Annotated in this window: 11 protein-coding genes; 9 read left to right on the forward strand and 2 right to left on the reverse strand. The window is 72.9% G+C overall.

Features of this window, described 5'->3' with window-relative positions; all coding sequences use genetic code 11:
• Nucleotides 1–158: 158 nt before the first annotated feature.
• The 7 genes from ACF09K_RS28200 to rarD all read left to right on the forward strand — a co-directional run bounded on the left by ACF09K_RS28200 (nt 159) and on the right by rarD (nt 9,669).
• The gene (locus ACF09K_RS28200) at nt 159–1,397 is read left to right on the forward strand and encodes a sensor histidine kinase (protein WP_392247926.1); all 1,239 of its coding nucleotides are present in this window, start codon (nt 159–161) and stop codon (nt 1,395–1,397) included.
• 229 nt (nt 1,398–1,626) lie between these two features.
• Nucleotides 1,627–3,057 carry a sensor histidine kinase gene (locus tag ACF09K_RS28205; RefSeq protein WP_392247928.1) on the forward strand — a complete coding sequence of 477 codons (1,431 nt, stop codon included), beginning with the start codon at nt 1,627–1,629 and terminating at the stop codon, nt 3,055–3,057.
• Nucleotides 3,058–3,339: 282 nt separating this feature from the next.
• Complete coding sequence (locus tag ACF09K_RS28210) at nt 3,340–3,999, forward strand: LuxR C-terminal-related transcriptional regulator (protein WP_392248158.1); 660 nt, start codon at nt 3,340–3,342, stop codon at nt 3,997–3,999.
• 213 nt (nt 4,000–4,212) lie between these two features.
• Complete coding sequence (locus ACF09K_RS28215; protein WP_392247930.1) at nt 4,213–6,159, forward strand: 2-oxoacid:acceptor oxidoreductase subunit alpha; 1,947 nt, start codon at nt 4,213–4,215, stop codon at nt 6,157–6,159.
• Complete coding sequence (locus ACF09K_RS28220) at nt 6,152–7,231, forward strand: 2-oxoacid:ferredoxin oxidoreductase subunit beta (RefSeq protein ID WP_392247932.1); 1,080 nt, start codon at nt 6,152–6,154, stop codon at nt 7,229–7,231. The genes ACF09K_RS28215 and ACF09K_RS28220 overlap by 8 nt, the downstream gene beginning before the upstream one ends.
• Before the next feature lie 320 nt (nt 7,232–7,551).
• Complete coding sequence (locus ACF09K_RS28225; protein WP_392247934.1) at nt 7,552–8,406, forward strand: NAD(P)H-binding protein; 855 nt, start codon at nt 7,552–7,554, stop codon at nt 8,404–8,406.
• A gap of 171 nt (nt 8,407–8,577) precedes the next feature.
• Nucleotides 8,578–9,669 (forward strand): EamA family transporter RarD, encoded by a 1,092-nt coding sequence (rarD, locus tag ACF09K_RS28230; RefSeq protein ID WP_392247936.1) that lies wholly within the window; start codon nt 8,578–8,580, stop codon nt 9,667–9,669.
• Between the two features lie 24 nt (nt 9,670–9,693).
• Here the strand turns inward: rarD and ACF09K_RS28235 are convergent, their stop codons facing one another.
• Nucleotides 9,694–10,434: a CGNR zinc finger domain-containing protein gene (locus ACF09K_RS28235; protein WP_392247938.1), complete on the reverse strand. Its 741-nt coding sequence runs from the start codon at nt 10,432–10,434 to the stop codon at nt 9,694–9,696.
• A gap of 21 nt (nt 10,435–10,455) precedes the next feature.
• Between ACF09K_RS28235 and ACF09K_RS28240 the strand changes: the two genes are divergently transcribed.
• The gene (locus ACF09K_RS28240; RefSeq protein ID WP_392247940.1) at nt 10,456–10,932 is read left to right on the forward strand and encodes a VOC family protein; all 477 of its coding nucleotides are present in this window, start codon (nt 10,456–10,458) and stop codon (nt 10,930–10,932) included.
• A 338-nt stretch (nt 10,933–11,270) separates the two neighbouring features.
• Complete coding sequence (locus ACF09K_RS28245; protein WP_392247942.1) at nt 11,271–12,224, forward strand: M28 family metallopeptidase; 954 nt, start codon at nt 11,271–11,273, stop codon at nt 12,222–12,224.
• Between the two features lie 111 nt (nt 12,225–12,335).
• Here the strand turns inward: ACF09K_RS28245 and ACF09K_RS28250 are convergent, their stop codons facing one another.
• The gene (locus ACF09K_RS28250) at nt 12,336–13,739 is read right to left on the reverse strand and encodes a tetratricopeptide repeat protein (RefSeq protein ID WP_392247944.1); all 1,404 of its coding nucleotides are present in this window, start codon (nt 13,737–13,739) and stop codon (nt 12,336–12,338) included.
• Nucleotides 13,740–13,884: the final 145 nt, after the last annotated feature.

Below are 13,884 nucleotides of genomic sequence, written 5' to 3' on the forward strand. Positions count from 1 at the left end.
GGCCTGTTCGACGATCTGTACGCACGGGAGTCTAGGGCCTCGTAAAGACACGGTAAGCGGGCCGTCACAGCCGGGGCGAGGGGGGTGGGGTTTTCCCCAGGGGTTCCCGGCGGCGAACTCCATGGCGCGAGGACGCGTCACGCGGCACGCTGACGCACATGACCGTATCCAAAGCCGCTCCCACGGCCGCGCGTCCGCGCGCCGTGCCCGTCCCGCCCGCCGTCGGCCCGGGTGCGACGGGGCGCGACGAGCCGTTGCCGCGCGTCCGGTTCGCCTACGACCCGCAGACGTGGAAGGAGATCGCGCACCTCCTGACGAACCTGCCCCTGGCGCTCGTCGGCTTCGTCTACGTCATGACGGTGCTGTTCACCGGCGCCGCGCTGACGCTCACGGTGGTCGGGCTGCCGCTGCTCACGCTCGGTCTGCTGGGGGCGCGGCTGATGGGCCGGTTCGAGCGGGGCCGGGCGCGGATGCTGCTCGCGGTGCGGGTCGACGAGCCGAGCCCGCTGCCGCTGCGCCGGGCGGGCAACGTCTTCCAGGGCATGTGGCTGGTCCTGAAGGACCCGGTGGCCTGGCGGACGGTGCTGTACGACTTCGTCCGGCTGCCGTGGGGGATCCTCACCTTCACGGTGACGCTGGTGTCGTTGTTCGTGCTGTGGCCGGTGCTGCCCTTCCTCGCGCGGGGGCTGACCCTCGCGGACCGGGCGATGGTGCGGGCGCTGCTGTGCCCCTCGGACGAGCTGGAGCGGCGGATCGCCGAACTGGAGTCCGACCGGGGGGTCGTGGTGGACACCGCCGCGGCCGATCTGCGGCGGATCGAGCGGGATCTGCACGACGGCGCGCAGGCGCGGCTGGTCAATCTGGCGATGGGGCTCGGCCTGGCCAAGGAGAAGCTGCTGGAGGACCCGGACGCGGCGTCGGTGATGGTCGAGGAGGCGCACGGCGAGGTGAAGCTCGCCCTCCAGGAGCTGCGGGACCTGGCGCGGGGGATCCATCCGGCCGTGCTGACCGACCGGGGGCTGGACGCGGCGCTGTCGTCGGTGGCCTCGCGGTGCACGGTGCCGGTGCAGGTGACGGCCGAGCTGCCGGCGCGGCCGGCGCCGGCCATCGAGGGCATCGCCTACTTCACCGTCTCTGAGCTGCTGCAGAACGTCAGCAAGCACAGCGGGGCGAGGTCGGCGTCCGTGGACGTGTGGCGGGTGGAGGACCGGCTGCTCATCCAGGTGTCCGACGACGGCCGGGGCGGTGCGCGGATCGACGGCGGGTCGGGGATGCGGGGGCTGGCGGACCGGCTGGGCGCCGTGGACGGGCTGTTCATCGTGGACTCCCCGGTCGGGGGGCCCACGACGGTGACGGCGGAGCTGCCCTGGCGGGACCGGACGGAGCAGGCGGAGTAGGCGGAGCAGGCGACCCCGCCGTGCAGCGCCGCGTGGCCGGGCAGGGCCCCGCGGCGCTGCACGGCGCTGCACGGCGCTGCCGCGCGGCCCTGCCGGCCCCTGGGTCCGGGGTGGGGAAAACCCCCCTCCCGAGATGCCGACAGACTCCATGGTCCGGGAGGCCGCCGCCGGGGAGGGTGGAGGCAGGGGGCGACACCTGCGGACGAGACGAGCAGAACGGACGACGCCGATGGCCACGCAGTACGGGGAGTACGGGGAGTACGGGGAGTACGGGGAGTACGGAAACTACCTGGCCCACGGGGAGCACGAGGCCCACGGGGCCCGCGGGGACCGCTCGCGGTACGGGGGGACGCCCGGGGCCGGTGGGCGCCGGCGGCACCGGCTGCCGGCCGCGCTGCGGGCGCCGGTCGAGGCGCGTGCCTGGCGGGAGTTCGCCTACGTGCTGCTGAGCCTGCCGGTCAGCATCGTGCTGTTCGCCTTCGCGGTCACGATGCTGTCGGTGGGGGCGGGTCTGCTGGTGACGTTCCTCGGGGTCCCGGTGCTGGCGGCGGGGCTGGCGGCGTGCCGCGGCCTCGGGTCGGTGGAACGGGCGCGGGCGCGGGGGCTGCTCGGGCTGGACGTGGCCGAGCCGGAGCCGTTGCGGCCGCGGGGCCCGGGGACGCTGGCGTGGATGGGGGCGGTGCTCAGGAGCGGCGCGGCCTGGCGGCACGTCCTGTACGCGGTGCTGCACCTGCCGTGGGCGGTGTTCTCCTTCTGCGTCGCGGTCGTGTTCTGGGTGTACGGCTGGGCGACGCTGACGTATCCGCTGTGGTTCTGGCTCTTCCCGCTGTACGGCGGCCAGGACGGGCTCCAGCTGTACGGCGACGAGGGGCACCGGGTGTACCTGGACAACCCGTTCGAGATCACCGTGACGGCGTTGGTGGGGCTGTTGTTCACGCTGGCCACGCCGTGGATCGTGCGGGCGCTGACGACGGTGGACCGGGTGATGGTGCACGGGTTGCTCGGGCCGTCGCGGCTGGCGTCGCGGGTGGTGGAGCTGGAGTCCGACCGGGGGGTGGTCGTCGACACGGCAGCCGCCGATCTGCGGCGGATCGAGCGGGATCTGCACGACGGCGCGCAGGCGCGGCTGGTGGCGTTGGCGATGGATCTGGGCCTCGCGAAGGAGAAGCTGCGGGAGGATCCGCGGGAGGCGGCGCGGATGGTGGACGAGGCGCACGGTGAGGTGAAGACGGCGTTGCAGGAGCTGCGGGACCTGGCGCGGGGGATCCATCCGGCCGTGCTGACCGACCGGGGGCTGGACGCGGCGCTGTCGTCGGTGGCCTCGCGGTGCACGGTGCCGGTGCGGGTGGAGGTGGACCTGCCGGCGCGGCCGGCCGCGGCGATCGAGGGGATCGCGTACTTCACGGTGTCCGAGCTGCTGCAGAACGTCAGCAAGCACAGCGGGGCGAGGTCGGCGTCCGTGGACGTGTGGCGGGCGGAGGACCGGCTGCTGGTGCAGGTGAGCGATGACGGGGTGGGCGGTGCGGATGCCTCCGGCGGGTCGGGGCTGGCGGGGCTGGCGGGACGGCTCGACGCGGTGGACGGGATCCTGGTGGTGGACTCCCCGACCGGCGGACCCACGCGGGTGACGGCGGAGCTGCCCTGGCGGGGTGGGGAGTAGGGGCTTCCCCCGCCGCCCCTGCCCCTCCCGTCCTCAGGGGCTCCGCCCCTTCCCCCCCTTCCACCCCACCAGAAGCTCCGTCCCTGGACGCCGACGGGGGATCCGGCCAGGGATCCGGCCAGGGATCCGGCCGGGAATCCCGGCAGGGCCGGGGTCGTCTCCCGTCGAAGTTTTCCCTTCGTCGTCGCCGGACGGCCCCGGCGCGGGGTGTTTGCTGGGATGCTGGGGCTGTTCCGTGGACGGACGGGCTTGGCTGGGGGGCCGGAGAGCGTGGAGGTCAGGGTGCGGGTGGTCATCGCCGAGGATTCGGTGCTGCTGCGGGAGGGGCTGACGCGGTTGCTGACGGACCGGGGGCATGACGTGGTCGCCGGGGTCGGGGATGCCGAGGCGCTGGTGAAGACGGTCACCGAACTGGACGCGGAGGGGGCGTTGCCCGACGTGGTCGTGGCCGACGTGCGGATGCCGCCGACGCACACCGACGAGGGGGTGCGGGCCGCCGTACTGCTGCGCAAGTCGTATCCGGGGCTCGGGGTGCTGGTGCTGTCGCAGTACGTGGAGGAGCGGTACGCCACCGAACTGCTGGCCGGTTCCACCCGCGGGGTGGGTTACCTGCTCAAGGACCGGGTGGCCGAGGTGCGGGAGTTCGTGGACGCGGTGGTGCGGGTGGCCGAGGGGGGTACGGCCCTGGACCCCGAGGTGGTCGCGCAGCTGCTCGGACGCAGCCGCAAGCAGGACGTCCTGGCCGGGCTGACCCCGCGGGAGCGGGAGGTGCTGGGCCTGATGGCCGAGGGGCGGACGAACTCGGCGATCGCCCGGCAGCTGGTGGTGAGCGACGGCGCGGTGGAGAAGCACGTCAGCAACATCTTCCTGAAGCTCGGGCTGTCCCCGAGCGACGGGGATCACCGACGCGTTCTGGCGGTCCTCACCTATCTCAACTCCTGAGGACGGCGAAAGAGCGTTTTTCCTTCGTCGCGCCTTCTCGCACATTCCGGGCGGTCGGAAATCATGGCGCGTCAGGGCGCCGGGCCGGCTCGGGGCGGTGACCGTCGTGCGAATGGCCGGGGAAGGCGACCCTTACAGACGTAGGGTTGATCCAGGGAGGGTCTGTGGGAAGACCGCTCCTCCGGACAGCCGCCTCGAGGGAGGTCCAGCTCAGTGACCAGTCAGGTCAGCAGCCCAGCGGAACAGGCCGACGGCAGCGACGGAACGGACGCAGCCGTCGTGGGAGAGCAGCGCAAACCGGGCGGGACGAAGGACGTGCGCCGTCTCGACCGGGTGATCATCAGGTTCGCGGGGGACTCCGGTGACGGCATGCAGCTCACCGGGGACCGTTTCACCTCGGAGACGGCGTCGTTCGGCAACGACCTGTCGACGCTGCCGAACTTCCCCGCCGAGATCCGGGCGCCCGCCGGCACCCTTCCCGGCGTGTCCTCGTTCCAGCTGCACTTCGCGGACCACGACATCCTCACGCCGGGTGACGCGCCGAACGTGCTGGTCGCGATGAATCCGGCGGCCCTGAAGGCGAACATCGGCGATGTGCCGCGCGGTGCGGAGATCATCGTCAACACGGACGAGTTCAGCAAACGGGCGATGCAGAAGGTGGGGTACGCGGCCTCGCCGCTGGAGGACGGGTCCCTCGACGGTTACCAGATCCACCCGGTCCCGTTGACCACGCTGACCGTCGAGGCGCTCAAGGATTTCGACCTCACCCGCAAGGAGGCCGAGCGCAGCAAGAACATGTTCGCGCTCGGCCTCCTGTCGTGGATGTACCACCGGCCGACCGAGGGGACCGAGAAGTTCCTGAGGGCGAAGTTCGCGAAGAAGCCGGACATCGCGGCCGCCAACATCGCGGCGTTCCGCGCGGGCTGGAACTTCGGCGAGACGACCGAGGACTTCGCGGTCAGCTACGAGGTCGCCCCGGCGGCGAAGGCGTTCCCCGTCGGCACCTACCGGAACATCTCCGGGAACCTGGCGCTGGCGTACGGGCTGATCGCGGCCTCGCGGCAGGCCGACCTCCCGCTGTTCCTCGGCTCGTACCCGATCACGCCGGCCTCGGACATCCTGCACGAGCTGAGCCGGCACAAGAACTTCGGCGTGCGCACCTTCCAGGCCGAGGACGAGATCGCGGGCATCGGCGCGGCGCTCGGGGCCGCCTTCGGCGGGTCGCTGGCGGTGACCACGACCTCCGGTCCCGGGGTGGCGCTGAAGTCGGAGACCATCGGGCTCGCCGTGTCGCTGGAGCTGCCGCTGCTGGTCGTCGACATCCAGCGGGGCGGGCCGTCGACCGGTCTGCCGACCAAGACCGAGCAGGCGGACCTGCTGCAGGCCATGTTCGGGCGCAACGGCGAGGCCCCGCTCCCGGTGGTCGCGCCCCGCACGCCGGCCGACTGCTTCGACGCCGCCCTGGAGGCGGCCCGGATCGCGCTGACGTACCGCACGCCGGTGATGCTGCTGTCCGACGGCTACCTCGCGAACGGCTCCGAGCCGTGGCGGATCCCCGAGCTGGAGGAGCTGCCGGACCTGGCGGTGCAGTTCGCGCAGGGTCCCAATCACACCCTGGAGGACGGCTCCGAGGTCTTCTGGCCGTACAAGCGCGATCCGCGGACCCTCGCCCGGCCGTGGGCGGTGCCGGGCACGCCGGGGCTGGAGCACCGGATCGGCGGGATCGAGAAGCAGGACGGCACCGGCAACATCTCCTACGACCCCGCCAACCACGACTTCATGGTCCGCCTCCGGCAGGCCAAGATCGACGGCGTCGACGTGCCGGACGTCGAGGTCGACGACCCGGACGGGGCGAGGACCCTGGTCCTGGGCTGGGGTTCCACCTACGGGCCGATCACCGCGGCGGTACGGCGGCTGCGGGCGGCCGGGGAGCCGATCGCGCAGGCCCACCTGCGGCATCTGAACCCGTTCCCGAAGAACCTGGGCGCGGTGCTGGAGGCGTACGACAAGGTCGTGATCCCGGAGATGAACCTGGGCCAGCTCGCCACCCTGATCCGGGCGAGATATCTGGTCGACGCGCACTCCTACAACCAGGTCAACGGCATGCCGTTCAAGGCGGAGCAGCTCGCCTCGGCGCTCAAGGAGGCCATCGATGGCTGAGACGTCCACGGAAGGCACGGGCACGATCGAGGCGCTCTCCCTCGTCCCCAAGGCCGAGGGCCGCCAGTCCATGAAGGACTTCAAGTCCGACCAGGAGGTCCGCTGGTGCCCCGGCTGCGGTGACTACGCGATCCTGGCCGCCGTCCAGGGCTTCATGCCGGAGCTGGGGCTGGCCAGGGAGAACATCGTCTTCGTCTCGGGCATCGGCTGCTCCTCGCGCTTCCCGTACTACCTGAGCACCTACGGGATGCACTCGATCCACGGGCGGGCCCCGGCGATCGCGACCGGGCTCGCCACCAGCCGGCGCGACCTGAGCGTGTGGGTGGTGACCGGGGACGGGGACGCCCTGTCCATCGGCGGCAACCACCTCATCCACGCCCTGCGGCGCAATGTGAACCTCAAGATCCTGCTGTTCAACAACCGGATCTACGGGCTGACCAAGGGGCAGTACTCGCCCACCTCCGAGGTCGGCAAGATCACCAAGTCGACGCCGATGGGGTCGCTGGACGCACCGTTCAACCCGGTGTCGCTGGCGCTCGGCGCGGAGGCGTCGTTCGTGGCGCGCACGATCGACTCCGACCGCAAGCACCTGACGGAGGTGCTGCGCCGGGCCGCCGCCCATCCGGGCACGGCGCTGGTGGAGATCTACCAGAACTGCAACATCTTCAACGACGGCGCCTTCGACGCGCTGAAGGACCGGGAGTCGGCCGAGGAGGCCGTGATCCGGCTGGAGCACGGCCGGCCGATCCGGTTCGGCGCCGACCGGTCCCGGGGCGTCGTGCGGGACCGCGCGACCGGCGATCTGAAGGTGGTGACGGTGACCGCGGAGAACGAGTCCGAGGTGCTGGTCCACGACGCGCACTCCGCGTCCCCGACCACGGCGTTCGCGCTGTCCCGGCTGGCCGACCCGGACACCCTGCACCACACGCCGATCGGCGTCCTGCGCTCCGTCGAGCGGCCGGTGTACGACACCCTGATGTCCGACCAGCTCGACACGGCCGTCGACCGGCACGGCAAGGGGGACCTGGCCGCGCTGCTGGCGGGCGGGGACACCTGGACGGTCGTCGGCTGAGCGACCGAGCGGCTGGGTGACGGCGGCACATCGCACGCGTCACAGGCGCCGCACGCGTCATGCGCGTCATGCGCGTCATGCGCGTCATGCGCGTCATGCGCGTCATGCGCGTCATGCGCGTCATGCGCGTCATGCGCGTCACATGCATCGCACGAAGGCCCGGAACCGTGACGGTTCCGGGCCTTCGTGCGTCCCCGGACATCCGCGTTTCCCTGAACGCACCTGAACACCAGTACCTTACTTCAAAGTGGGCACTTTCCATGAGTTAGCGCACGCCTTAGGGTTAGTTGCAGATCGCACCCCCCAAGGAGTTCTGCATCATGAGCATCGTCGTCACCGGAGCCACCGGACACCTCGGCCGTCACGTCGTGGAGCAGTTGCTGGAGAAGGTCCCCGCCGCGGAGATCACGGCCGTCGTGCGCGACGAGGCCAGGGCCGCCGACCTCGCCGCGCGCGGCGTGAGGCTCGCGGTCGCCGACTACAACGCCCCCCGGACCTTCGACGGCCTGTTCGCCGCCGGCGACAAGGTCCTGCTGATCTCGGGCAACGAGTTCGACAAGGGCCGCCCGGCCCAGCACCAGGTCGTCATCGACGCCGCCGCGGCGGCGGGCGTCGCGCTGCTGGCGTACACGAGCGCGCCCGGCAGCCTGAGCGCCGCGCTGGCCGACGACCACCGCGCCACCGAGAAGGCCCTGCTGGCCTCCGGCCTCCCCTACAGCCTGCTGCGCAACGGCTGGTACCACGAGAACTACACCGAGAACCTCGCCCCGGTGCTGGCGCACGACGCCGTCGTCGCCGCCGCCGGTGAGGGCCGCGTCTCCTCCGCCTCCCGCGCCGACTACGCCGCCGCCGCGGTCGCCGTACTGACCGGCGAGGGGCACGAGAACACGACGTACGAGCTGGGCGGCGACGAGGCGTGGAGCTTCGCCGAGTACGCGGCCGAGCTGAGCCGGCGGACCGGCCGGGAGATCGCCTACAACGCCGTGTCCACCGAGGCCCTGGTCGGCATCCTGACCGGCGCCGGGCTGCCCGGGCCGTTCGCCGCGATCCTGGCCGGCGTGGACGCGTCCATCGAGAAGGGCGAGCTGGTCGTCACCACCGGCGACCTGTCCCGGCTGACGGGCCGCCCGACCACCCCGCTCTCCGAGGCGATCGCCGCCGCACTCCAGGACTGACACCCACGGGAGCGTCCCGTCGGCCCGACCCGGCCCACCGGACCGACCCGCCGGACACCCCCGTCTGTCACGACCGTATGGCGATACGGACATGACAGACGGGGGTGTCCGGCGTTACCTTCGACCACGCGCGCCTGTCACGAGGCGGTGAGATCGTCAGAAGGAGGGCCCGTGGCCGGGAAGTCCAAGGCTGGTGAGGGCCGGACAGGCCTGCTGAACGGTTTCGCCGCCTACGGGATGTGGGGGCTCGTCCCTCTCTTCTGGCCGCTGCTCAAGCCCGCCGGCGCGGGTGAGATCCTCGCCCACCGCATGGTGTGGTCCCTCGCCTTCGTCGCCGTCGCGCTGATCGTCGTACGGCGCTGGAAGTGGGCCGGCGAGCTGCTGCGGCAGCCGCGCCGGCTCGCGCTCGTCACCGTGGCCGCCGCCGTCATCACCGTGAACTGGGGCGTCTACATCTGGGCCGTGAACAGCGGCCACGTCGTCGAGGCCTCCCTCGGCTACTTCATCAACCCGCTGGTCACCATCGCGATGGGCGTCCTGCTCCTGAAGGAGCGGCTGCGGCCCGTGCAGTGGGTGGCGGTCGGGGTCGGCCTGGCCGCCGTCCTCGTGCTGACCGTGGGATACGGCCACCCGCCGTGGATCTCGCTCTGCCTCGCCTTCTCCTTCGCCACCTACGGGCTGGTGAAGAAGAAGGTCGACCTCGGCGGGGTCGAGTCGCTGGCCGCCGAGACCGCGATCCAGTTCCTGCCGGCGCTCGGCTACCTGCTGTGGCTGTCGGCGCACGGCGGTTCCACCTTCACCGGCGAGGGCGCCGGGCACTCCGCGCTCCTCGCCTCCACCGGCATCGTCACCGCGCTCCCGCTGGTCTGCTTCGGCGCGGCGGCGATCCGGGTGCCGCTGTCCACGCTGGGCCTGTTGCAGTACATGGCGCCGGTCTTCCAGTTCCTGCTCGGCGTCGTGTACTTCGGCGAGGCCATGCCGCCCGAGCGCTGGGCCGGCTTCGCGCTGGTGTGGCTGGCGCTGGTGCTGCTCACCGGGGACGCGTGGCGCACCTCGCGCCGGACGGCCCGGGCGCTGCGGGCGTCCCGGTTGATGGTCGCCGAGGCCGGGATGCCCGGCGCCGCCGCGACGGGCGAGGCCGCCGTGACGGCCGGCGCCGTCGCCGGTGTCGGTACTGTCGCCGTCGCCGGTGCCGTACGGGAGGACGGCGGCGCGCCGCCGGCGGCCGAAGCACCGGAGTCCTCCCCGGTCGCCAAGCCGTAGTCGGCGGTCACCGCGGGACTCCGGTCACCGCGGGTCGGCGGTCACCGCGGGACGGCGGTCGCCGGCGTCTCCGCCGTCTTCTTTTCCGCGTGATCCGTCGGACAGGCCCTGGTCGAGCCGTCCGCGGGCCCGGTGTGCCCGTACCTTCTCGCGGTTGCCGCAGTGTTCCATCGCGCACCAGCGGCGGCGGCCGGGGCGGGAGGTGTCGACGAAGAGGAGCCGGCAGTCGTGCGCGCCGCACTCGCGGACGCGGTGCGCGTACGGGCCGGCGAAGAGGTCGACCGCGTCGCGGGCGACGGTCGAGAGCAGCTGGGTGCCGGTGGCGCCGGGGGCCCAGGCGCGGGTGCCGTGCGGGGTGAGGCGGGGGACGAGCGGGGCCTCGGCCGCGGCCGCGTTGAGGGCGTCCAGGTGCTCGGGCCGCTGCGGGCGGCCGTGGGCCCGGTCGGCCGTGAGGAGGAAGAGGGCGTCGCGCACGGCGCGCACCCGGCTCAGTTCCGCGTCCGAAACGGTGAGTTCCAGCCCTTCGGGCAGGCGGCTGCGGTCGGCCCAGGCGGCGAGGTCGGCGGGTTCGTGCAGCACCTCGTAGCGGGCGAAGGCGCCGGGACCGCCGGTGACCAGCAGTTCCAGGCAGAGGGCGCCCGGGTCGAAGCGGTAGGGCCTGCCGTCGTGCGAGACCAGGGTCAGGCCGGGGAGACGGCCGGCCGGCGATCCGGGACCGCCCGGCGTTTCCGGACGTCCCGGCGTTTCCGTTGCCCGCGCACTCATGTAACCAATATAACTGGTTACATGAGCGAGACACCCGCAACGGAACCCGCGCCCGTCCACTGGAAGCTCGTCGTCGACTCCCTCGACCCGCACGCCCAGGCGGACTTCTGGGCCGCCGCGCTGCACTACGCGGTCGAGGACAACAGCGCGCTCGTCGAGCGCCTGCTGGGGCTCGGCGCGCTGCCCGGCGCGGCGACGGTGGAGCACCACGGCCGCCCGGCCTTCCGGGACCTGATCGCCGTACGGCATCCCGCGGACCCCTTCGACGCGGACACCGGCACCGGGCTGGGGCGGCGGCTGCTGTTCCAGCGGGTGCCGGAGGAGAAGACCGTCAAGAACCGGCTCCACCTCGACCTGCACCCCGGCGCCGAGCGGCGGGAGGGCGAGGTCGAGCGGCTGACCGCGCTCGGGGCGAGTGTGCTGCGGGAGGTGAAGGAGCCGTCCGGGACGTGGGTGGTGATGGCGGACCCGGAGGGGAACGAGTTCTGCGTGCAGTGAGCCGGGCCGGGGGCCGACCTGATCTGACGCGACGTGACATGACGCGACCTGACCTGACCTGGCCTGGCCTGACGTGACGTGACGTGACCTGATCGGGTCGGGTCGGGTCGGGTCGGACGGGCCGGGGCGAGATGGGGTGAGGCGGGGCGAGGCGGGGGCAGGCCGGATCCGGGGGCTCGCGGTGGCCGATGACGGGGGCTCCGCTATGCGAACTCGCTGTCCAGATAGCGCTCTTGACGGAAAGTTGGCCACAGCTTCACCATCCAGGCACCCCATTCACCGGGGGTTCCCTGTGGCCATCCCTCGGGGAGCCCCTCTGGAACTCGGAGCCCCCCACCATGAAGCTCTCCGTTTCCGGGCGGGCGACGGCGACCGCCGTCGTCGCGGCCGCCTCGCTGCTCGCCACCGGATCCATAGCCGGCGCGGCACCCGCCCCCGAGCCCGTCGCGATCGCCGCCGCGCCCGACATCCCGGTGGCGAACGTCAAGGCACACCTGACCCAGCTCCAGTCGATCGCCACCGCCAACGGCGGCAACCGCGCCCACGGCCGCACCGGGTACCGGGCCTCCCTCGACTACGTGAAGGCCAAGCTGGACGCCGCCGGATTCACCACCACGATCCAGCAGTTCACCGCGTCCAGCCGGGTCGGCTACAACCTGGTCGCCGACTGGCCGGGCGGCGACGCCAACCAGGTCGTCATGGCCGGCGCGCACCTCGACAGCGTCTCCTCCGGGGCCGGCATCAACGACAACGGGACCGGTTCCGCCGCCGTCCTGGAGGCCGCCCTCGCCGTCGCCCGCACCGGCTACCAGCCCACCAAGCACCTGAGATTCGCCTGGTGGGGCGCGGAGGAACTCGGTCTGGTCGGCTCCAAGTACTACGTCAACAACCTGTCCTCGGCGAACCGCGCCCGTATCAGCGGCTACCTCAACTTCGACATGATCGGCTCGCCGAACCCCGGCTACTTCGTCTACGACGACGACCCGGCCATCGAGAAGACCTTCAAGGACTACTTCGCGGGCATCGGCGTCGCCACGGAGATCGAGACCGAGGGCGACGGCCGCTCCGACCACGCGCCCTTCAAGAGCGCGGGCGTCCCGGTCGGCGGTCTGTTCACCGGAGCGAGCCGCACCAAGACGGCGGCGCAGGTGACCAAGTGGGGCGGTACGGCCGGACAGGCCTTCGACCGCTGCTACCACTCCTCCTGCGACACCACCGCCAACGTCAACGACACGGCGCTCAACCGCAACGCGGACGCGCTCGCGTACGCGGTGTGGACGCTGTCGCAGTAGACGGGTGCCCCGCGGGGCCCGGATGCCCCGGCCCCGCGGGCTCGTCGCTCAGCCCTGCCGGCTGCTTCCTCGTCCCCGCCGACTCGCCGCTCGCCCCCGCGGGCTCGTCGCTCAGCCCTGCCGGCCCGCCCCCCGGCCCTGTGGGCCCGTGCCCGAGTCGCGGGCGCGCCGGGCCAGGCGGGTCATCCGGGACCGGGCCGACTCCCACTCCTCGGCGTCGTCGGCGGCCGGACCGTCCTCGGTGACCAACTCGTTCCACAGGCCGAGGAGTTCGGTGCCCAGGTTCAGGCCCTGGAAGGGGTCGCGCACGGCCCGCCAGGCCGTCGCCGCGCTCTGCACGTTGCCGTACGCGGCCTCCGCGTCCCGGTTGCGGCGGTGGATGCCGGCCAGGTCGAGCGAGAGGTGGAAGGAACGGACCGGGTCGCCGGCCAGATAGGCGATGTACGCGGCGAGTTCGCGCAGCCGGAGCACCTCGGGGTGCTCCGGTCCCAGCGTGGCCGAGGCCTCGGCCACGGTCCGCTCCGCGAGCGCCGCGGCCGTGTCCGTGCGTCCCGCCCGCACGGCCTCGTTGATCCGCGCCATCGGCTCGCCGAGCAGGGCGGGCGCCCCGTCGGCGCCGGGGAGCGAGCGCGGGTCGTCCCCGAGCACGGCCTCCGCCACGGCGTCGAAGCCACGGGCGGGGGTCGGCCTGGGCTCGGGATCGGGCTCGAACCCCCGGGTCGCTTCGGGGTCGAGGAGCGGCACGGGGCCGGCGGCCGGGCGCGGCGCTTCCTCGGGGAGCGGGAGCGGCAGCGGCAGCGGCAGCGGGGCGGTGACCGGGAGCGGCAGCGGGGCGGTGACCGGGAGCGGCAGCGGGGCGGCGGCCGGGGGCGGCACCGGAGCGGCGGTCGAGGACGGCACCGGAGCAGCGGCCGGGGACGGCTGGAAGGCCTGGGCGGGCTCCGGAGCGGGACCGGGGCGGGTGCCCTCCGGGGCGCGGTCCATCACCGGCGGGGGGCCGAAGACGCCCGTCGGGGCGGCTGCCGTGCCCGGGACCGCGTCCCGCGGCTCCGCCGGTTCGCGGCGCAGGAAGTGCGTGGGCCGGTCCGGTCCGGCGGACGCCCGCCCCTCGGCCGGCGGTGCCGGCGGTGCCGACGGGGCGGGCGGTGCCTGCGGGGCGAGCACCTCGGTGGGCCGGTCCGAGGACCGGTCGTCCGGTTCCGCCGGCGGGACCACCCGCAGGGGATCGCCCGCGAAATGGCTGGAACCGTCCGGCTCGACGCGCAGCGGGACGACGTAGCCGATGCGCTCGTCGTGGACCGTGGCGAGCACCGGGTGCCCGGTGGCGAGGGCGATGCGGTGGAGGTGGCCGAGGACGGCCTGCTGGAGTTCCTGCCCGTCGGCGGCGGCGACGGGCACGCCGCCGATGCTCGCGGGCCCGCCCCCCGAGACGCGCACGTCGAGCGGCGCCGCCGTGAGGGCCGGCCGCCCGTCGTACTGCTGTGCCCGCTTCTTCTCGCGGCTGAGTCGAGACATCGGTTCCTCACCCTGACACGTCGCCGTGCACGTACGTTGCGCTCATCACCCGTGCACCCAGGCGTACACGTACTGTTGAGTCTCTCCGGCCGCGCCCGTCCGCACGTCACCGCGGCGTCACAGCCTCGTTCCAAGGACTCGCGGC

Origin of the sequence: Streptomyces sp. NPDC014882, assembly GCF_043081325.1 — a bacterium.
In the GTDB taxonomy this organism is placed as follows: domain Bacteria; phylum Actinomycetota; class Actinomycetes; order Streptomycetales; family Streptomycetaceae; genus Streptomyces.